Source organism: Roseococcus sp., from assembly GCF_965227005.1.
Taxonomy (GTDB): domain Bacteria; phylum Pseudomonadota; class Alphaproteobacteria; order Acetobacterales; family Acetobacteraceae; genus Roseococcus.
In genome coordinates, this window is the sequence record NZ_CBDDFJ010000036.1 from 430,351 (window position 1) to 449,556 (window position 19,206).

A 19,206-nucleotide genomic window follows, 5' to 3' on the forward strand; every position below is an offset into this window, starting at 1 on the left:
GGCGGAGAAGTGCTGCCATAGTGGCCACATGAAAGGGCAGGGCGGTCGAGCCCCCCTCGGCGCCGATGGCGTGCAGAAGGCGCCATTGCGGCCCCGTGAGCTTCGAGGCGATCCGTTCATGCGCGGGCCTAAGCCAACCAGGGCCTAGGTAGTCCTCCCCCGTCACGTCACGACGCCAGCGGCTGCCAGCCCGGCAGCAGCGCGGGGTCCTGGCCCGGGACCAGCAGCACCCCGCGCTCTGTGGTGTAGCTGCCGTCCGGCCTGAAGACGTTCACCTCGCCGATCCCGAAGCGTTCCATGATGATCGACTTCGCGCCGAACAGAGGCACGTCATAGGCATCTATCGTGCCCTCAGGCACGTCGCAGCGGCCGGAAAGCCGCGTTTCGCCGGTTGCCTTGGAGAAGACCTTCATGGGCGCCGAATATGCCGCAGGCACTGGAATGCAAAAAGGCTCTTGATGGTCGGCTGAGAGCCATGGGTAGGGCGGCGCGAAACGGGTGCGGCGCAGATGCCGCTGCTGTAGCATCGGCCGATGCTCACGCACCTCAACTTCACCAACTTCAAGTCCTGGCCCAGGGTGGACTTGGCCTGCGGACGGATCACGGGGCTGTTCGGCACCAACTCTTCCGGCAAAACCAGCATTCTTCAATTCCTGCTGCTGCTTAAGCAGACGAAGGAAGCGACCGACCGCGCGGTCTCGCTGGAGCTGAACGGCTCCTATGTGGAACTGGGCACCATTCGCGATGCAATCCACCGGCATGACGAATCGCTGGGCATCGAGCTGGAGGCGACGTTTCGGCTGGATGCCCCCTTGCTTCTGGCAAACCCTTCCGAGGGAAAAAGCAGTGCGCCCCTGGCGGCGGGCGACGCGATGACGCTCCTGGCCAGCATGGCCGTCGAGAAGCGGGCGCCCGTGGTCAAACGGCTGGCTTATCGGTTGGCCGACCAGGAGTTCGCCCTGACGCAAAGCAAGCGAGCGGATCGCGGTTATGACCTTAGCCCACGTGGCGAGGGGGCAGGGTTTCGCTTTGTGCGAACCCAAGGTCGTCAATGGCCGCTGCCGGGACCGATCAAGGGTTACGCTTTTCCCGATCAGGCAAGGACCTACTTTCAGAACGCCAGCTTCCTATCCGACCTGGAAGCGGCATATGAGAAGGCCGTAGACCGCATCTTTTACCTTGGACCGCTGCGCGAATTCCCTAAGCGCGATTATCTCTGGGCGCGTTCTCGGCCTTACGATGTGGGCCAGCGCGGCGAGAAGACGATCGACGCCATCCTCGCTGCAACTGAAGCCAATGTGCAGTTGAACCTGAAGCCCAAGACGCGGCTAAGGCCCTTCCAGGCCATGGTCGCGCACTGGCTAAAACAGCTTGGGCTGATTCACAGCTTCAAGGTGGAAGAGATTGCCGAGGGCTCTAACCGATGGCAGGCGAAAGTGACTACCCGGGAGGGGGGCAGTGAGGTCCTACTCACGGATGTTGGCTTCGGCGTGTCGCAGGTCCTGCCGGTAGTCACGCTTCTGCTCTTCGTGCCGGAAGGCTCGACCGTGATCTTGGAGCAGCCGGAGATTCACTTGCATCCGCTTGCCCAGGCGGCGCTTGCCGACGTGATCATCCATGCCGCGATCCATCGTCGCGTGCAGGTGATCTTGGAGAGCCATTCTGAGCACCTGCTGCTTAGGCTGCAACGCCGCGTTGCCGAGGAGGCGCTGAACGCGGGCGATGTCCGCCTGTATTTCTGCGACGCCGCCGGGGGCCGGTCGAGCCTGACTGCATTGGAACTCGACCTGCTGGGCCAGATTCGGAATTGGCCGCCGAACTTCTTCGGTGATTCATTCGGTGAAACGGCGCAAGCGGAACTTGCCCGTCTGAAGCGGCTCCGCGCCCGAGCCACGAAGTGAAGCGGTTCGTTGTGGACACTAACGTCCCCATCGTGGCGAATGGCCGAGCGGACGGGGCGGGCGGTGGCAGCCCGTCCGTGGATTGCCGGCAGGCTTCGATCGAATTCCTGACCCGGCTTCTGAGCGACGGTCGTGTGCTGCTCGACCTCAATGGAGAGATTCAGGCCGAGTATCATCGGCACTTGCATCCGAAAGGGCAGCCGGGGGTGGGGGATCGCTTCTATCTGGCCGTCCTGCAAAGTGCGCCAGAGCGCGTGGAACGCCTGGAATTGCCGAAGGCGGCGGACGGATCGTTTGAGGACTTCCCCGTTGATGCAGCGCTGGCGTCTTTCGATCTTTCGGATCGAAAGTTCGCCGCCCTGGCGCGACGCGCCAAGGTCCCTGTTGGCGTTGCGACCGATAGCGACTGGGTCCATGCCGGAGCAGCCCTGCGCAAGAATGGCGTGAAGATCAAGTTCCTCTGTGGATGTGCCCCTGGCATATGGTTCCAGACATGAACGAGGAGGAAATGCACCGAGGAGCCATGGCGAAACTCAAGTAGATCACGAAGCATCCGCCATCAGACGCTGGTAGACGCCGGCCCTTAATGATGGAGCTACCCACATGTCCCTTCGTCAACTCGCGTTGTCAGCTGCCCTTGCGGGTTCCATCGGCTCCACTGCACTCGCCCAAGGAACTCCGAATCCGCAGGCACAGCCCAGCATCGGCACCTTTTGCGGGACGGGTGCAGCCTCCGTTATCCGGAGGCTGGAGAATCAGGTGCGGGCCGGCTCCAGGAATCCAACTCAGCCGGCCGCACCCAGCATCACGACGCTATACGAGAGGTGCCAACCCGGCGACATCATCGCCATAAACGCCGAAGAAATCGGGGGCATCGGCTCCATGTGCGACTTCACGAAGACGGTCGTGTGGTCAGCCAACACGGTTCTCTGCGTCTATGTCGGGGTCCGGTCCGACCGATAGGAAATCTGCGCCCTGGGGTGCAGGCCAACTGTCGCCTACCTGCGGTGGCTCGCGCAGCGGCCGTTCGGTAGGCGATATCCGGGGCCGCCGCGACTGCCGCATCCGGAGCCTGATGAGGCTCCCTCATAGGGTGCTGTGAGCGTGGACGGTGCGGCCCCCACCTCTCCACGTCGTCGCCGTTGCTCCTGGAGCACCCAAACGATGATGATATCGACGGTTCGGTTGATGCGCACTTCTCGCGCTTGTTTGGCGGGTGCGGCGGCTCCTCGTCGAAGTGAAGGCTCAGCCGCCTCGGCAAGGGCGCGAGCCCGTTCCGCCATCACGCCGGGCATCATGTTCAGAAGCGGGCGCATCTGCTCTTCCGAAAAACCGGCCGGCGGCGGGGGCTCTGTGCTTGATGCCATCACCAGTGGCGCCGGCACCGATGCCGATGGGGACGGTGGGGGTGCTGCACAGGCCGCCAACGCGAGCATGACCAACAGCGCCCTCATTTCCTGGCCCCTTCATTTGTAGGTAACCAGACTAACCATGGCTCGGCCATGTGGATATGCGCATCAGTGCCGACGCCAGGCGTATAAAATTCAGCCAACGTTCGTTGACTAGAATTTACACATCAATCTGAGCGGGGTATCTGTCGCTCATGAACAGCACGCCCCGCACCTTCGTTGCCTACCTTCGCGTCAGCACCGACAAGCAGGGCCGCAGCGGTCTCGGCCGGGAAGCTCAGGAAGCCGCCATCAACGGTTTCCTCCGGCCCGGTGACCGACTTCTCTGCCCGACCTTTGTGGAAGTCGAAAGCGGCCGGAAGTCAGACCGGCCCGAGCTGGCGAAGGCCCTGGAACGCTGCCGCCGCACGGGCGCGACGCTTCTGGTGGCGAAGCTCGACCGGCTGGCCCGCGACGTTCATTTCATCTCGGGGCTCATCAAGCAGGGCGTGCCTTTCATCGCCACCGACTATCCGGACACCGACCGCTTCATGCTGCATATCCGCGCCACCGTTGCCGAAGAGGAGGCCCGCATGATCGCGACCCGCACCAAGGCCGCCCTGGCCGCCGCGAAGGCCCGGGGCACGAAGCTCGGCGGCATCCGGGAGGGGCAGCGGCCTCTCACGCGCGAAGAGGCGATGAACGGTCGCGAGCTGGCCGCCAAGGCCCTTCGACGCAAGGCGGACCACTTTGCGAACCACCTCGTGGCGCATGTGGAAACAGCCCGCGCGAGCGGCGCCGTCAGCCTGCGCGAGATTGCGGCCTACCTGAACGAGAACGGCGTGCCGCAGCCCCGCGAAGTGGCCAGGGCCAAAAAGGCCGGCATCCCAGCCGTGGCCTCCGGGAAGTGGACGGCAACCGGCGTGCGCAACGCGCGGCTCCGGGTGGACGCTATCCAGGGCTCCACCTCTTCCGAGCCGCTGGGCGCTGAGAGCTGACGGAACTGCTCCACCCTCGCGCTATTCGATGGCGGGGAGTCCGGCCGCCGCGCGCTCGGCGTCGATCCGGCTAAACAGGGGCGAGGTTCCGCCCCGGATACCAACCGCGCGCATGCGTCGTGGCACGGTGTCACAAGGCACGAAGGGCGTGGCGGCACCGTCCGGGCCGCGCGCGTCGATCCCATTCCAATGAACGCAAGTGTCGGTCGCGGAGCGCCAGTCCGCGCAGCGCCCGCCGCTGTAGTGCTCCGCGCAGACCGCGAACCCGCCGGGCAGCGGCGATCCCGGGGCTGTCGCCATCTGGGCTGTTGGGCCGCAACCCGCCAACAGCAGCATGCACCCGGTTGCAGCGATCCATCCGCGCATGTGCGCTTTCCTCCGATTCCCTGCGGGCAGGTTACCGCCTGATCACCCACCGCCGACGAGAGCCATTCAGTCCAGATCGTTTTGACCGGTCGCCCACTCTGCTCCCTGCAACCCGGTGCAGGCTGGAGTGTAGGCGGCACATCTGCCGCCTACATGTATTTTATTTTCAATCACTTAAGGGCTTTTACGGCCCGCCTGTCGGGGCTCATAATCCACCGGCACCGTGCGCAGACCTGCGGCCATCTCGGCCGGCCGCGCGGTGCTCGGAGGACATGAGATGAAGAGTTTGGCCACGATGCTGCTCGGCCCTGAGTGGTTCTGCTACGCGCTGGCGCCGCGCATCGAGCCACCGCCAGGGGTCCAGTTCCAGACGCCGGTTTTCGCCTTCACCACCGCCTGGGAGCGCAACGCCGCCGCCGGCCGGAACTACAAGCCTTCGATCCAGCGGACCCATGCGCTGCACGTGGCCTCTGGCCCGATCCGGGCCCGGACGAAAGAAGCCGCCGCCGAGAGGTTCGCCTTCGAGGTCATGGACATCCCCGCCGAGCAGCGGGTGGCGTGACCCATTCCGCCTCCATTTCCTCTGACAATAAAGAATTAATAGCACAAGAATTCTTTGTCAGGGCGTACTAATGGCATCGAGAAGAGTCAGTCCTTGGCAAAGGAACGTAAAATTTTCCCGTATGGCTATGGTGATTGGACAATCTTTAGTATAGCCTGATTAAGGTAGTTGATCATGAATCGAGGTGGGTTTCGTCCCGCGTGTTTCACGGTTGCCGCCACTCCATGCTGGTCGGTACCAAACGGTAGCGGCATGGTTTCATCCGCCACTATGGGAACTTCTCAAACGCGGTAACCCGGTCCTGAATGCATAAGGGTGAGAAGCGCGGCGTGTGAGAGCCGCGATAAGTAGATGCAGAGGCAACGGGCACACACGCCACGTTGCTGCCAAGGCGAGGGGCGGCTCCATACCATAGGACCGCAACATTCGCGGAGGCATAGGGACCGTCCTCGCTGAAATGGCGGGGATGGTCGTCCTATGCCTTCAGCTCAGGGCTCACCACCCATAGTGATACCTGAAAGAAAGGATCACTCCACGTACCGAAGAAACTGCACCCGGGTGCAGAATGCGTTGGAGTACCGCGCAGGAGGAAAGGTAACCACATGACCTTGATCCATCCAGTCCGGCGCGCTGCGTGAACACTTTCCGCACTCGCAATAATTTGTATTATTATTTACACGGTAACCGATTGGTGGGATTGATCGCTCTCGGCCGTGCTTCGATTGGAGCAATCGCGGCGGTGTCGTTTTTCGATGGCCCCGAGGCCCATACCTGCGGTCAGCATCTTGGGGCGACCCGTCGCAGGCGCTCCTCGGTAATGCCTACAGGACATCCCCGGCCCTTGGGGCACCTCGGTAGATTCTACCGGACTCCCTCCTAGCCATCTCTGGCGATCATGAGCCTTCCACCTCGGTAATATCTACCGGGGTCTCCAAGATTGCACCCGGTTGCAGGGGTCAGAAATGCGAAGCGGACCCGGAGGGCACTCCTTGGGGTCCGGTAGATTTTGCCGGGGTGAACTAGGTCCACGGTCATCAGACAGCGGGTCAGGCCGCCCTCACAGAGGCTGAGGCCCGCAGGGTCTGCCACGGTCCGTGCCGAAAGTGATCGACTTGTCCGCTGCCCGCGCAGCCCGAACTGCCGCCTGACCTGCATGACCCGTTAGTTATCTTAAAAAATCAGTAATTGACAAGTATGTCATCATTAAATCCCGCATTAAAATCCGAATTACCGTTGAAGACAGTTGAATAAACGGGCAAAAAATCGTAGGGTACTTTATATATTCATGAGGAGGTCTCCATGGCCAAGATGTCCTTCATCAGCATGACCATCGATCCCGAGGCGAGGGAGGCCGTTTTCTCGTTCGCGGAGGCGAACGGCATGTCCGCCTCCGAGCTTTTGCGGGCGGGGCTTCGTTCTATGGGCGTAAACATTCCCGGGGTTAGGCGGCCCGGCCGACCCCACCGCCCGCCGACTGCGCGCCCGGTATCTGCCCGTGTCAGAACCCGCACCGCCGTCCCGTCCGCATCCTGACCGAGGAGGCCACCATGGCCGGGAAATTCCACAGCCTCAGCACCGGCCTCCGCCCCGAGGCGTTCGATGTCGTGATGGCTGCTGCCGGCGCGCGTGGCCTAACGATCTCCGCGCTTTTGAGGGAAGGGCTACGGGCGCTGAACATCCCCGTCCCCACGACCGCCCAGGAGCGGAGCCGGCTGGCCACGAAACCCAACCAGCCCATGCAGCCTCGCCAGCCCACGCCTCCGTCCCGCAGCGTAGCCATCACCGGGCTCACGCCCCATGCGCGGCTCTGCCGCCTCCGCCGCCCCTGACCAAGGAGGTTCCCATGACCGATCCCCAGTTCTCCACCATTTCCATGGTTCTTCCGCGCGAGGTGGTGGCCGACATCAACGCCTTCGCCCGCGAGCGGGGCCGCACCCGAGGCGCCTTGCTCCGCGAGGGCCTGCGCCGTCTGGGCGTTCCTGTCCCGGAGGATGACGTGCTCGGCTTCAGCGAGGCGCCAGCTCCTACCACCTGATGCCGTCCAGGCATTCCCCACCGCCACACACAGGAGGCCCACCATGGCCAATCAAACGATATCCACGTTCTCGGGCACCCTGAGTTTCATTCCCTCCTCGGAACATGCCGCACCCCAGGACATCCGCCAGAAGGCCGAGGCTGAAGCTCAGAGCGCGGCCGAGCAGAGCCGCCTCGACCGGCTGCCGGGCGCCGCGAAGGGGTGGGCTGATCGTCACACGCTGCCGGAGCTGGAACTGCTCGGTGCGATCATGCAGTCCTTTAAGGCCGAAGGTTTCGCCCCGGTCCACGTCAACGGCGGCGCCTACGCAGCCCGGATCAAGGCCAGCCCGGATGATGTCCGCGCCCGCCTGGACAAGCTGCTGAAGAGTGGCGCGGTTACCAAGACCGAACGGCTCGCCGGCCCGCCCGTCTTCAAGCCCCACCCGAAGACCAGTGAGACCACCGCCGCCAAGGCCGAGGCCCCCTTCACCGGGTTCGCAGGCGCTGCCCTTGGTCTCCGCCAGAAGCGGGACCGCGCCTAACCAAGATCGGGGCGGCTGGGTTCTGCCCCCCCTGGCCGTTCCGTAGGGGGATGTCGAGTAGGGGCGGCATCCCCTTCCACTCCTCCGCCGGTTCGTCGGGTCGCTGGTGGCGGGGGCGCGACCGAGTGTTGATCTCCGGGCGCTCGGTCCCATCCGCCCAGCACCGACCTGAAGAGGGTGTCTCGGCCCGGAGCAGATGACAGAATCTGACAAGTTTGAAGTCCCGACAACCAACCGCTTGAGGTGCCGCCATGTCCACGGAAACCCTGACCTATGACCCCGGCGCATTTGGCGCGATGCCGCTGGCCCCCGAGATCAACCACGTCGTCGGCACGGCCGCCATGCTGCTGGCCCGCCCGTCCGGCGAGCGGTTCCTGGTGCTCCGGGCCGACAAGGGCGGCTTCCGTGTGCGGCGCGGTGATTTCGCCGCATCCGGCATGCCGGCCACCGAGCTGCCGGATGCGGCGGTGACGGACGGCTCCGGCGCCCTCTACCTCGCCGAGGGCCAGACCCTGCCCATCCCCTGCAACGCCGCCTCCGTCTTCACCGTGAAGGGCTACGCTGCCGCTTCCGTTCTCACCTATTTCTGGCGCTGAGGGAGCTGAAGACATGTCCGAGATCCTTTTCGCCGAGCCCACGATGATGATGCGCAAGGTGATCCTCCACGGCCGCCTGAAGCGCGTGGTGGGCCAGGAAGAATTCAGCATGATGGCCTCTACACCTAAGGAAGCCATCTCCTGCCTCTGTACCCAAGTGCCCGGCTTCCAGAAGACGCTTATGGACGGCTGGTATCGGTGCATCCTCGTGAGCCCCAAGCGGCAGCAGGCCATCACCGAGCACCGCGACGCCACGAAGCCCTGGCAGGCCATCGGCGACGATGCCGTCTTCCACATTATCCCCGTGACCAAGGGACGCGGCGGCGGGCGCGGAGGCGGCGCCATGAAGATCATTCTCGGCGCGGTGCTGGTGGTCGGCACCATTGCGACGGCCGGCGCGATGGGTGCCTTCGCGGCAGGCGCGGCAGGACTGGGAAGTGCGGTTCCGGGCGCATTAGGTGCGTCGCTTGGAGTGACTTACGCGCAGATCGCCAGCCTGGGTACGATGATGGCGCTCGGCGGCATCTCGCAGCTCCTGTCGCCCCAGGCCAAAGCCCCGGCCGCCAGCGACCGCGAGGCGCCCGACCAGCGGGCATCCTTGATGTTCCAGCAGGCCGTGAACGTGACCGATCAGGGCGGCGCCGTCCCCATCATCTACGGTGATTGTCTGGTCGGCTCCAACGTGCTCGCGGCTGGCCTGCTGCCCTATGACTTCGGTAACACGGGTGGTTCCAGCAATGCGCCGCTCGGCGAGCTGCCGCCCGGCTGGTATTACGGCTGATGGCCACTACGCGCGGCAAATCTGCAACCGGGTGCAACGGCGCTGCCCAGAAATGTGGGCAGCGGCCGGCGTATTTCCCCTTGCCAGGGCGCCGTGGCTGCTCCACGGTTTCGCCTCAACGCGATGGAGCAGCTTCCGGTAGGCAACTGTTTTTCCTGGATTTAAGTCACCCTATCGAGAGGGTGAAGCTCTCGGAGAACGCCTTTCGCGACGTGAACATCGCCTTCGCCAATGAGCTTTCGCTGATCGCGGGCCAGCACGAGCTGGATGTGTGGCGCGTGATCGAGCTGGCGAACCGCCATCCGCGGGTGAACATCCTCAGGCCCGGCCCTGGGGTGGGTGGCCATTGCATCGCGGTCGATCCGTGGTTTCTCGCCCATGGCGCGCCGCGGGCCGCGCGGCTGATCCCGGCCGCGCGGGCGGTGGACGCCGCCAAGCGCGCTTCCGTGCTGGAGCAGGCCTCGGCCCTCTGCGCGGCGGGCGAGCGGGTGATCTGCCTCGGCCTCGCCTTCAAGGGCGATGTGGGCGACCTGCGCGAGAGCCCCGCTCTGGCCATCGCCACGGAGCTGGCGCGGCGTCATCCGGGCCAGGTCGTCGCGGTGGAACCGCATCTGGACACGGCGCCGGCCGGGCTGGATGCTCCGCTCCTGTCGTTGGACGCGGCGCTGGAATCCCCCGGCGCGCTGCTGGTACTGACCGATCACAGCGTCTTCGCGCGCCTTCCGCCCGCCGCTCTGGCCGGGCGGCGCATCATCGACACCCGCGGCATCTTCCGCCGCCCAGAGGAGACTGCCTGATGCCCGAAGGTTCCATGAGCCTGCCCGCCCTCGCCGCCATCGAGGCGGTCGCGCGCACCTATCTCGACGGCCTTTTCGAGGGCGATCCCGTCAAGATCGCCGCCGCCTTCCACCCGGTCTCGCATCTCTACAGCGTGGCGCCGGATGGGAGCGTCGCGGACCTGCCGCGCGCGGAGTGGCTGGAGCGCATCGGCACGCGCCGGAAGCCCAGCGAGATGGGTTTCGCGCAGGAAGATCGCATCCTCGCCATTGACATGGCCGGCGAGGATTCGGCCTGCGTGAAGGTGTATTGCCACCTGCCGCCGCGCCAGTTCACGGACTACCTGCTGCTGCTGAAGACCGCCGAGGGCTGGAGGATCGTCAGCAAGAGCTTCCACACCGACATGGATTAGCCGGGACGGTGCGTGGCGCTGCCCCATTGGGCCGGCGCCACGCCCACCACGACCGTGAGCGGCGGCACGAGGTTGGTGAAGTTGCTCATGCGCGCGGGGCCGATGAGGGCGACCCTGCGCATCCAGAGCGCGGGCGCGAGCGCGGAGGACATAAACCCCGCATAGCGCAGCAACCCGATCCCCTGCGCGCTCACCACCGGCAGCGACCGTCGCTTCAGCAGCATGCTCTAGACGGCGTAGCTTTCCGCCCTGGAGGCGCGAGGCCGATCCGGATTCGAGCGCATGCGACCGGATGGGGCAGGCCTTGGTCCGTGGCGTGCCGGGCGATAGGCTCACCGCGATCCAGGAGAAACCGACATGTCCAACCGCGCCCGCATTCTGCTCTGGACCGACACGCCGGCGGCCTATCTCGCCGCCATCGAGGCCGCCGGCCTCGCCCCGCGCGTCCAGGTCGAGACGCTGGCGCGCGCGGAGATGCCGAGCGAGGAACAGCTCGCCGAAACGGAGGCGCTGCTCGGCTGGGTCGTGCCGGAGGGCGTGCTGCCGCGCATGCCGAAGCTGCGCTGGGCCCAGGCGCTGATGGCCGGCGTGGAGGGTTGGCTCGCTCTGCCCGACCTGCCGCCCCGCCTCCTGCTCACCAGCGCGCGCGGTACGCATGGCGATTCCATGCCGGAAAACATCCTCGGCGCGCTGTTCCATCTCACCAAGCCCTATGCCGAGGCCGCCGAGGCGCAGAAGGAGAGCCGCTGGGCGCGGCGCGTGCCGGTCTCCTTGAACGGCAAGACGCTGGGCATTCTGGGCCTCGGCGCGATCGGCCAGGAGTTGGCGAAGCTCGCCCGCATTTTGCGCATGGAAGTCATCGGCACGCGCCGCAACCCCGCGCCGATCGAGGGCGTGGACGAGGTCCTGCCGCCGGAACGCACCGACGAGGTCCTGGCGCGCGCGGATTTCGTGGTGCTGCTGCTGCCGGCCACAGCCCAGACCGAGAACTTCATCGATACCGCGCGCCTTGCGAAGATGAAGCCCACGGCCTGGCTGCTGAATTTCGGCCGCGGCCAGGCCATCGTGGATGCCGACCTCGTCGCCGCCGTCCAGAGCGGGCGGATCGCCGGCGCGCTGCTGGATGTGTTCCGCCAGGAGCCGCTGCCGGTGAGCCATCCCTTCTGGACCACCAGGGGCATCCGCGTGGTGCCGCATGTGGGCGGCATGCACGCCGCGCGCGACGAGGCCGTGGCGCGGCTCTTCGTCGATAACCTCGGCCGTTTCCTCGAGGGCAAGCCGTTGCTGGCGGTGGTGGATCGCGCCGCCGGGTATTGAGGGTTCTGCCATCGAACCGCCACGGCCCTCGGCCATCACGCAGACCACGCTTAACTGTCGGGAGTTCACGGAACGTGAAGATGCCATCCATCCGGCGCTGGACGCTGCGAGCCGCCTGCCTTGCCACCGTGGCCCTGCTGCCCTTGCCGTTGGCCCAGGCGCAGCCGACGCCGCCGCCCAAGCGCATCGCCGCGCCGGCCTCCGAGCAGGTCCTGCGCCCTGGCGAGCCCCTTCGCCTGCGCCTCGGCACCCGCCAGGATGCGCGGACCCTGCGCGTCGCGCCCGAGGCGGGGAGCGACTACACGATCGTGACGCGCAACCTCGGCCGCGGCGTTGATACCCTGCTGGAGCGGCTCGACGCCTCCGGGCGCGTGGTCGATCAGGACGATGATGGCGGGGACGAATCCCTGGCTTCCAGCCTCGAGGTCACGGGTGCTTCGGGCGCAACGCGGATTCGCGTCCGCACCATCGCCGGGCCCGGCGAGTTCGAGGTTGTCCTCACGCGCGACGTGCCGCGCGGCCCCGCCGATTTCCCGACCAGCCTGAGCGCGGCTCGCAATGCGCCGCCTCTGGCCATCGGCACGCCACGGCGCCTGCGGCTGCTGCGCGGTGAGGAGGCCTTCCTCGCCTTACCGGAAGATGCGCGCGCGCTCGGCGCCTTCACGCGCAACCTGGCCCGCAACACCGACACCGTCCTCGCGCTGATCGATGGGGCGGGCCGCGTGGTGGCCGAGGATGACGACAGCGGCGACGAGAACCTCGCCTCCTGGCTGTCCGTTCCGCCGGGCGGGCGGCCGCTCTTCCTGCGCGTCTCGGGCCTGTCCAAGGCCCGGGCGGAATTCGACCTCGTCCTGGAGGCGGAAGAGCCGGTCGCACCCCCGAATTTCGCCACGAGCCTCGTCGATTCCGCCGCGCGTCCGCCCTTGGCGGTCGGGCAGCCCCAGCGGATCGAGCTGCGCCGCCAGCAGGCGGCCTATTTCGCGCTGCCCACGGGCGATGGCGATCTGGTCGCGCTCACGCGCAATCTGGCGGCCAATACCGACACGATGCTGCGGCTCGTGGACGGCAATGGCCGGGAGGTGGGCGAGGATGACGATGGCGGCGATGAGAATCTGGCCTCGCGCCTCGAAGTGCCGGGCGGGCCGGCGCGGCTCTTCCTGCAGGTCACGAACATCACCGGCCGCGCCGGCGCCTTCGAGCTGGTTCTGGAACGCGTCGATCCCAGCGCGCGGCCCAGCTTCGCCGCGAGCATCGAGGAAGCCCGCAACCGGCCCGCGATCGTCCTGGGCGAGGCCGTGCCGCTCACGCTGCGGCCGGGGCAGCCCGCGGTCTTCGCTTTGCCGGAGGGGACCACCGGCCTGGAGGCGCTGACGCGCAACCTCGGGCGCGGGGCCGACAGCGTCCTCGAACTGCTCGATGCCGATGGCACGGTGCTGGTGGAGGACGACGATGGCGGCGACGAGCGCCTCGCCTCGCAGCTGGATATCCCGTCGGGCAGCCGGCCGCTCTTCCTCCGGGCGACGGTGCTGAGCCGGGGTTCCTTCGAGCTGCTGGTCCGCGTGGCGGAGCCCGTCGCGCCGCCGGACTTTGCGACCTCCATCGAACAGGCCACGACCCGGCCGCCGATCGCCATCGGCCAGCCTTTGCGCATCGAGCTGCGCCGCCGGCAATCGGCCTTTTTCCGGATCCCCGCCGGATCGGGGATGGTGGCGCTGACGCGCGATCTGGGGCCGGACGCGGATACGACGCTGGCGCTGCTGGATGCCGATGGCCGGGTCCTCGCCGAGGATGACGACGGCGGCGATGGCCTGGCCTCGCGCCTCGCTTTGGCCTCCACCGGCAAGGGCAACGTGTTCCTGCGCGCGAGTTCCTTCGGCAATCGCGCGGCGAGCTTCGAGCTGATCGTGGAGCGGCGTTAGAGCCGCCCCACAGGCGTCAGCCGGCGTCCCGCAGCACGTAGGGGACGCCGGCACGCCCGGCGATGTCCTGGATCAGCTTTTCCAGGCTCGCCGGCACCGGGATGCCCTTGGCCATGCGCGTCTCGCGCGAGAACTCCTCCGGCTCGCCGGGCAGCAGCACCGGCTTGGCGGGATCGGTCGGCGCGGTGCCGTGCAGCACGTCGATCACAGCGTCGAGATCGGTCGTGTATTCCTCCATGTCGCGATAGGCGCGCGGGTCCACCGCCAGCATGAAGTGGCCGATGTTGTTGGGATCGTCCGGCCGCTGGGACTTGTTGCGCAGTGGCGAGAAGCTCGCGCCCACCAGCGTGCCGCCCAGGATATGCGCCATCAGCGCCAGCCCGTAGCCCTTGTGGCCGCCCAGCGATTCCGGCCCGCCGACGGGCGTGATCCCGCCCTCCTTCCGCTTGAAGACATAGTCCATGGCGAGGTGGGAATCGGTCACGGGCTGGCCGGCCTCGTCCTGCACCCAGCCCTCGGGCAGCGTCTTGTCGTTGAGGTGGTAGACCTTGACCTTGTTGCCCGCGACCGTCGTCGTCGCCATGTCCAGCACCACCGGCTTGTGGCCGGGCCCGGCGGGGGCGGCGAAGGCGATGGGGTTGGTGCCGAGCACCGGCTCGGAGGCGCGCGTCGGCACCATCAGGATGCCGCGCGTGGACGAGGTGACCATGCCGATCACCCCCGCATCGGAGGCGATGCGCGCGTAATAGCCGGCCGCGCCGAAGTGATGGCTGTTCACCACGCCCACCGCGCCGACGCCGAAGGTCTTGGCCTTCTCGACCGCGAGCTTCATCGCCATCACCGCCGCGGGATGGCCGAGCCCATCGGCGCCATCCACCAGCGCCGTCGCCGCGAAGTCGCGCACCACGCGCGGCTCGCCGCCGATGCGCAGCTGGCCGAGCTTCAGCATTTCCTCATAGCTCATCAGCATCGAGATGCCGTGGCTGTCCACGCCCATCAGGTCAGTCTCGACCATGACCTCGGCGGTGATCTCGGCGTTGTGCTTCGGGCTGCCCCAGGCCGTCAGGATGGACAGGATCTGGGCCCTGACGGAATCGTGCGTCGCGTTCATTTCTTCCCTCGATCGATAAGGATCGTCGCTGCGGGCGGGATGACACGGGGCCGCGCCCGCGTCACCCCCGGGTCGTTATAAGATCCCGTGGCGCAGCGTACCGATGCGCTCGACGGTGAGCTCCAGCCGGTCGCCGCTTTTCAGATAGCGCGGCGGCTTGCGGAAATGGCCCGAGCCCGACGGCGTGCCGGTCGCGATCACATCGCCCGTGTCGAGGCGCATGAAGCGCGAGACATAGGCAATCAGCGCGGGCACGGAGAAGATGAGCTCGCGCGTATTGCCGTGCTGCACCTCCTCGCCGTTGAGGGTGCAGGCGATGTCCAGCGCCCAGGGCTCGCCCAGCGCGTCGGCCGTCACGATCCAGGGGCCGATCGGGCAGAAATCCTGCAGCCCCTTGGCGAAGCTCGTCATGGCCAGCGGCACGTCGAACTGGAATTCGCGCGCCGAGACGTCGTTGAGGATGGTGTAGCCCGCGACATGCTCCAGCGCGCGGCGCTCCTCCACCTCGAAGGCGGGCGCGCCGATGACGACGGCGAGCTCTACCTCCCAGTCCGGCTTGGTGACGGCCCGCGGGATGGCGACGTCCGTGCCGGGGCCGCAGATGGTGGAGGTCGGCTTGAGGAAGAGCTTGGGCGCTTCCAGCTTCGGCCCGCCGACCTCGGCCGCATGCGCGCCGTAGTTGCGGCCGACGCCGATGATTTTCCCCGGGCGCAGGGGCGCGTCGAGCAGCGCTTCGTCCAGTGGCAGGCGCAACGGCGCGCTCTCCGGGCGGGCGGCGAGGGCCAGAGCGCGCGCGGCCTCGGTCATCGCGGCCTCGTTCGCCAGCAGTGCGATCATGTCGCGCGGCAAAGCGGCGCCGTTCCCGCCCGCCGCCTCCAGCGCTGCCGCCAGCGGCACGAACGCGGTTTCCAGCACGCCGGCCAGGCGGCCGTCCTTCAGCGTCGCGAGCCTCATGCCGCGAGCGCCGCGTAATCGAGGCTCGCCATCACCTGCACGCGCAGGATGAAGCGCGGTTCGTCGGGTCCGTAGTCGGCCATGGCATTGTGGGTGGTGCCGATATTGTCCCACATCAGCACGTCGCCCGGCGTCCAGGCGTGGCTGTGCAGATATTTCGCCTGGGACTGGTGGCGGAAGAGGTAGTCGAGCATCGCGTCGCTCTCGTCCTTCTCCATGCCCTCGATGTGCATGGCGTAGCCGGGATTGCAGTAGAGGACGCGCTTTCCGGTGATCGGATGCTCGCGAAAGATCGGCTGGCGCACCGGCGGCTTCTTGGCGCGCTGCGCCTCGGTGAGCGGCGCGCGGATGGAGCCGGGGCGGATGCGCATCATGTCCCAGAACTTCGCGAAGTCGTGGATGGCGACCTTGCCGTCCAACCGCGCCTTCACCTCGGCGGGAAGGTCGTCATAGGCGGCGCGCTGGTTGCGGAACTGCGTGTCGCCGAGCGGGCGGCCGTCGCGCAGCGGCACCTGTTTGGCATGCAGCACATTGGCCAGCGCGATGTCGTGCGAATAGCTCATATCCGTGTGCCAGCCCTGGCCGGCATCGTTGAGCCCGACCGGCTTGCCCTCGGCATCGCGCTTGTTGGAGAGGATCATGACCTCGGGCAGGCCCGGCGCGTGGAACATATTGGCCACGTTCACCTCGAGATCGCCGAAGCGCCGGCCGTAATCGGCGAGCTGCGGAGCGTCGAGATCCTGCTCGGGGAAGCACAGCACGCCATATTCGCCCAAGGCCCGCAGAACGTCACGAAAATCCTGCGGTGACAGGGGCTTGGACAGGTCTATGTCATGCACGCGGGCCCCCAGCCCGCTGTTGTTGGGTGCGATGCGCATGGTTCGTTTCCCTCGGTTGACGAGAGGATCGCGTCGCTGTGTTGTATAGTCAACTTACCGGAAGCAATTCACGCATGGACCACAGACCCTCGGTGCTGGTCATCGGGGCCGGAATCGTCGGCCTCTGCACCGCCTGGCACCTCGCGCGCGCGGGTGCCGACGTGACGGTCGTGGATCGCGCCGGGCCGGGGGAGGGCACCTCCTCGGGCAATGCGGGCGCCATCTCCGCGGGCTCGGTCGCCCCGCTCGCCATGCCGGGCGTGCTGCGCGACGTGCCGAAGATGCTGCTCGACCGCAAGGGCGCGCTGACCATCCCCACGCGCTACTGGCCGACGGCCTTTCCCTGGCTGTGGAAATTCGTGCTCTCCGCCCGGCCTGAGCGCGTGGAGGCCATCGCCCAGGGCCTCGCCACGCTGCTGCAGGGCGCGGAAGACCGGCATCTGGAAATCCTGGAGGCCGAGGGCGCGGCCGACCTCATCTCGCGCCAGGGGCAGCTCTATCTCTACCGGGACCGCGAGCATCTCGCGAAGGACGATGCTGCCTGGGAGCTGCGCCGCCGCCACGGGCTCGACATGCGCGTGTTGAACCGCATCGAGCTGCTGGAGCTGGAGCCCGAGGTCTCGGATCGCTACGGCATCGGCGTCTTCCTGCCCCAGCAGAGCCATTCGGTGAATCCGCTGCGCCAGGCGCGCGTGATCGCCCGCGGCGTCGAGCGGATGGGCGGCGCGTTCCGGCGCGGCAACGCCACCGCACTGATGACCGAGGGCCATCGCGTCACCGGCGCGCGCATCGACGGCGAGGCCTTCGCGGCCGATCACACCGTGCTCGCGGCCGGGGCCTGGTCGGCGAAGCTGCTCGCGCCGCTCGGCCTGCATGTGCCGCTGGAGAGCCAGCGTGGCTACCACGTCATGCTCCCCTCGCCGGGCGTGATGCCGCGCCGCCCGATCATCCCGGCGGACCGCAAGGTCTTCCTCACGCCGATGGAGGAGGGGCTGCGCATCGCCGGCTCCGTGGAGTTCGGCGGCACCGAGGCGCCGCCCAGCCCCGAGCGTTCCGCGCTGCTGCTGGAGGATCTCGCCAAGGTCTATCCCCAGGCCGACACGCGCGAGCAGCGTCCGCATTGGATGGGCCATCGCCCATGCCTGCCGGACAGCCTGCCCGTGATCGGCCCGGTGACGGCCTGGCCGGGCTTGTGGTGCGCCTTCGGCCACGGCCATCTCGGCCTCACCGGCTCGGCGCCGACCGGCGCGCTGCTGGCCGCCGCCCTGATGGGGCCGGCGCCCAATACCGACCTCACGCCCTTCGGCCTGGAGCGCTTCGCATGAGTACCTCCGAGGCGGTGAACGCCGCCCTTCGGCCCACCAAAGGCGATCTCGCGCGCCGCATCCTCGCTTTGGCCGCGCCGACCACCATGGTCTCGGTGCTGCAGGTGGTGGCGCTGCTGATCGAGACGGTGATCGCTGCGCGCCTCGGCCGCGCGGCCCTGGCGGGATGGGCGGTGGTGCTACCCTTCTCGCTGCTGCTCGGCCAGATGTCGGCCGGCGCGATGGGCGGGGGCGTGGTCTCGGCCATCGCCCGCGCGCTGGGTGCGAAGAAGGAGGAGGAGGCTTCGCAGCTCGCGGTGCATGCGCTGCTCATCGCGCTCGGCTTCGCGGCGATGTTCGTGGTCGTGCTGGCCGTCTTTCCAGGTGTGGTCCTGCCGCTGATCGGCGGGCCGGAGGCGGCGGCCGCGGCGGTACCCTATTCCATGGCGCTCTTCGGGCTCGGCGCGGTGCCGGCCTGGGTGGCCAATACCCTCGGCTCGATCCTGCGCGGCGCGGGCAAGCACGCTCTGGCGGCGCGGGTCCTGAACATCGCCTGGCTCTCCTATCCGCCGCTCGCCTTCGTGCTCAGCGACACGCTGGGCCTGGGGCTCATGGGCATCGGGATCGGCTTTGCCATCAGCTTCTGGGGCGCGGCCTTCGTGATGGCGAAGGTGGTCTTCTCGGGTGCCGCGGGCTTCAGGCCGGACCTGCGGGTGAAGCTGCGCTGGCCCTTGTTCCGCCGCATCCTGGCCGTGGGCGCGGTCGCCTGCTGCCTGGCCTTCGTGGCGAATATGGCGACCATCCTGGTGACCGCACGGCTCGCGGTCTATGGCCCCGTCGCGGTGGCGGCCTATGGCGTCTCGGCGCGGCTGGAATTCATGATGATCCCGCTGGCCTTCGGCGTGGGCTCGGCGCTGACCGCGCTGGTCGGGCGCTCGGTCGGGCAGGGCGACTGGGAGACGGCGCGGCGCAGCGCCTGGGTGGGTGGGCTGATGGCGCTGTGCATCTGCTCGGCGGTGGGGCTCAGCGTGGCGCTCTTCCCGATGGCCTTCGCGAACCTCTTCGCCTCGGATGCCGAGGTGGCGGCGATCGCGGCGCGGGCGCTGGGCTTCATCGGCCCGGCCTTCGGCGGCTTCGGCCTGGGCATGGCCATGTATTTCGCGGCGATGGGCGCGGGGCGGATGGGCTATCCCGTGGCGGCGGGCCTTTCGCGGCTCGCCATCGCGGTGGGCGGCGGCTGGCTGCTCGGCGACGTGATGGGCCTGGGCATGGACGGCCAGTTCCTGGCGGTGGCGCTGGGCGTGACGGCCTATGGCGTTCTGACGGCGGTGGCGGTGCGGCCCGGGGTCTGGGGTCCTAAGGCGTGATGCGCTGCGCTGATCAC

At 67.4% G+C, this 19,206-nt stretch carries 20 protein-coding genes; 15 read left to right on the forward strand and 5 right to left on the reverse strand.

From position 1 onward, the window contains the following. Positions 1 to 167 precede the first annotated feature (167 nt). Positions 168 to 413: a hypothetical protein gene (locus ACO057_RS19410; RefSeq protein ID WP_421994526.1), complete on the reverse strand. Its 246-nt coding sequence runs from the start codon at positions 411 to 413 to the stop codon at positions 168 to 170. A 120-nt stretch (positions 414 to 533) separates the two neighbouring features. Between ACO057_RS19410 and ACO057_RS19415 the strand changes: the two genes are divergently transcribed. The 11 genes from ACO057_RS19415 to ACO057_RS19465 all read left to right on the forward strand — a co-directional run bounded on the left by ACO057_RS19415 (position 534) and on the right by ACO057_RS19465 (position 10,339). Beyond that, positions 534 to 1,901: a DUF3696 domain-containing protein gene (locus ACO057_RS19415; RefSeq protein ID WP_421994528.1), complete on the forward strand. Its 1,368-nt coding sequence runs from the start codon at positions 534 to 536 to the stop codon at positions 1,899 to 1,901. Next, complete coding sequence (locus ACO057_RS19420; RefSeq protein ID WP_421994530.1) at positions 1,898 to 2,398, forward strand: hypothetical protein; 501 nt, start codon at positions 1,898 to 1,900, stop codon at positions 2,396 to 2,398. Before ACO057_RS19415 ends, ACO057_RS19420 begins: the two co-directional genes overlap by 4 nt. A 1,106-nt stretch (positions 2,399 to 3,504) precedes the next feature. Further along, entirely contained in the window at positions 3,505 to 4,287 is a 783-nt protein-coding gene (locus ACO057_RS19425; protein WP_421994532.1) for a recombinase family protein, read from the forward strand. 643 nt (positions 4,288 to 4,930) lie between these two features. Beyond that, a complete protein-coding gene (locus ACO057_RS19430) occupies positions 4,931 to 5,215 on the forward strand; it encodes a hypothetical protein (RefSeq protein ID WP_421994534.1) in 285 nt (94 codons plus the stop codon). 1,547 nt (positions 5,216 to 6,762) lie between these two features. Beyond that, entirely contained in the window at positions 6,763 to 7,044 is a 282-nt protein-coding gene (locus ACO057_RS19435; RefSeq protein ID WP_421994536.1) for a hypothetical protein, read from the forward strand. 14 nt (positions 7,045 to 7,058) lie between these two features. Next, positions 7,059 to 7,250: a CopG family transcriptional regulator gene (locus ACO057_RS19440; protein WP_421994538.1), complete on the forward strand. Its 192-nt coding sequence runs from the start codon at positions 7,059 to 7,061 to the stop codon at positions 7,248 to 7,250. Positions 7,251 to 7,293: 43 nt separating this feature from the next. Continuing rightward, on the forward strand, positions 7,294 to 7,773 hold the full coding sequence (locus tag ACO057_RS19445; RefSeq protein WP_421994540.1) for a hypothetical protein: 480 nt from the start codon (positions 7,294 to 7,296) through the stop codon (positions 7,771 to 7,773). A gap of 251 nt (positions 7,774 to 8,024) precedes the next feature. Next, on the forward strand, positions 8,025 to 8,369 hold the full coding sequence (locus ACO057_RS19450; protein ID WP_421994542.1) for a hypothetical protein: 345 nt from the start codon (positions 8,025 to 8,027) through the stop codon (positions 8,367 to 8,369). Positions 8,370 to 8,382: 13 nt separating this feature from the next. Then, positions 8,383 to 9,150 (forward strand): hypothetical protein, encoded by a 768-nt coding sequence (locus ACO057_RS19455; protein WP_421994543.1) that lies wholly within the window; start codon positions 8,383 to 8,385, stop codon positions 9,148 to 9,150. Between the two features lie 182 nt (positions 9,151 to 9,332). Next, positions 9,333 to 9,947 carry a UDP binding domain-containing protein gene (locus tag ACO057_RS19460; protein ID WP_421994545.1) on the forward strand — a complete coding sequence of 205 codons (615 nt, stop codon included), beginning with the start codon at positions 9,333 to 9,335 and terminating at the stop codon, positions 9,945 to 9,947. Next, on the forward strand, positions 9,947 to 10,339 hold the full coding sequence (locus ACO057_RS19465) for a nuclear transport factor 2 family protein (protein ID WP_421994547.1): 393 nt from the start codon (positions 9,947 to 9,949) through the stop codon (positions 10,337 to 10,339). The genes ACO057_RS19460 and ACO057_RS19465 overlap by 1 nt, the downstream gene beginning before the upstream one ends. Here ACO057_RS19465 and ACO057_RS19470 read toward each other — a convergent pair. After that, the gene (locus ACO057_RS19470) at positions 10,336 to 10,563 is read right to left on the reverse strand and encodes a hypothetical protein (RefSeq protein ID WP_421994549.1); all 228 of its coding nucleotides are present in this window, start codon (positions 10,561 to 10,563) and stop codon (positions 10,336 to 10,338) included. The two genes, ACO057_RS19465 and ACO057_RS19470, sit on opposite strands and share 4 nt — an antisense overlap. Positions 10,564 to 10,696: 133 nt before the next feature. Here ACO057_RS19470 and ACO057_RS19475 point away from each other — a divergent pair, with 133 nt between their 5' ends. After that, positions 10,697 to 11,656, forward strand: coding sequence for a D-2-hydroxyacid dehydrogenase (locus ACO057_RS19475; protein WP_421994551.1), 960 nt, complete (start codon positions 10,697 to 10,699; stop codon positions 11,654 to 11,656). Positions 11,657 to 11,736: 80 nt separating this feature from the next. Next, the gene (locus ACO057_RS19480; protein WP_421994553.1) at positions 11,737 to 13,575 is read left to right on the forward strand and encodes a hypothetical protein; all 1,839 of its coding nucleotides are present in this window, start codon (positions 11,737 to 11,739) and stop codon (positions 13,573 to 13,575) included. A gap of 16 nt (positions 13,576 to 13,591) precedes the next feature. Here the strand turns inward: ACO057_RS19480 and ACO057_RS19485 are convergent, their stop codons facing one another. The 3 genes from ACO057_RS19485 to ACO057_RS19495 form a co-directional block, all read right to left on the reverse strand. Next, complete coding sequence (locus ACO057_RS19485) at positions 13,592 to 14,686, reverse strand: Ldh family oxidoreductase (protein WP_421994555.1); 1,095 nt, start codon at positions 14,684 to 14,686, stop codon at positions 13,592 to 13,594. Positions 14,687 to 14,761: 75 nt separating this feature from the next. Next, positions 14,762 to 15,640 (reverse strand): fumarylacetoacetate hydrolase family protein, encoded by an 879-nt coding sequence (locus tag ACO057_RS19490; RefSeq protein WP_421994557.1) that lies wholly within the window; start codon positions 15,638 to 15,640, stop codon positions 14,762 to 14,764. Further along, a complete protein-coding gene (locus ACO057_RS19495) occupies positions 15,637 to 16,518 on the reverse strand; it encodes a TauD/TfdA dioxygenase family protein (RefSeq protein WP_421994559.1) in 882 nt (293 codons plus the stop codon). The genes ACO057_RS19490 and ACO057_RS19495 overlap by 4 nt, the downstream gene beginning before the upstream one ends. 74 nt (positions 16,519 to 16,592) lie before the next feature. Here ACO057_RS19495 and ACO057_RS19500 point away from each other — a divergent pair, with 74 nt between their 5' ends. Then, positions 16,593 to 17,843 carry an NAD(P)/FAD-dependent oxidoreductase gene (locus tag ACO057_RS19500; protein WP_421994561.1) on the forward strand — a complete coding sequence of 417 codons (1,251 nt, stop codon included), beginning with the start codon at positions 16,593 to 16,595 and terminating at the stop codon, positions 17,841 to 17,843. Next, positions 17,840 to 19,189: an MATE family efflux transporter gene (locus ACO057_RS19505; protein WP_421994563.1), complete on the forward strand. Its 1,350-nt coding sequence runs from the start codon at positions 17,840 to 17,842 to the stop codon at positions 19,187 to 19,189. Before ACO057_RS19500 ends, ACO057_RS19505 begins: the two co-directional genes overlap by 4 nt. The last annotated feature ends 17 nt before the right edge of the window (positions 19,190 to 19,206 follow it).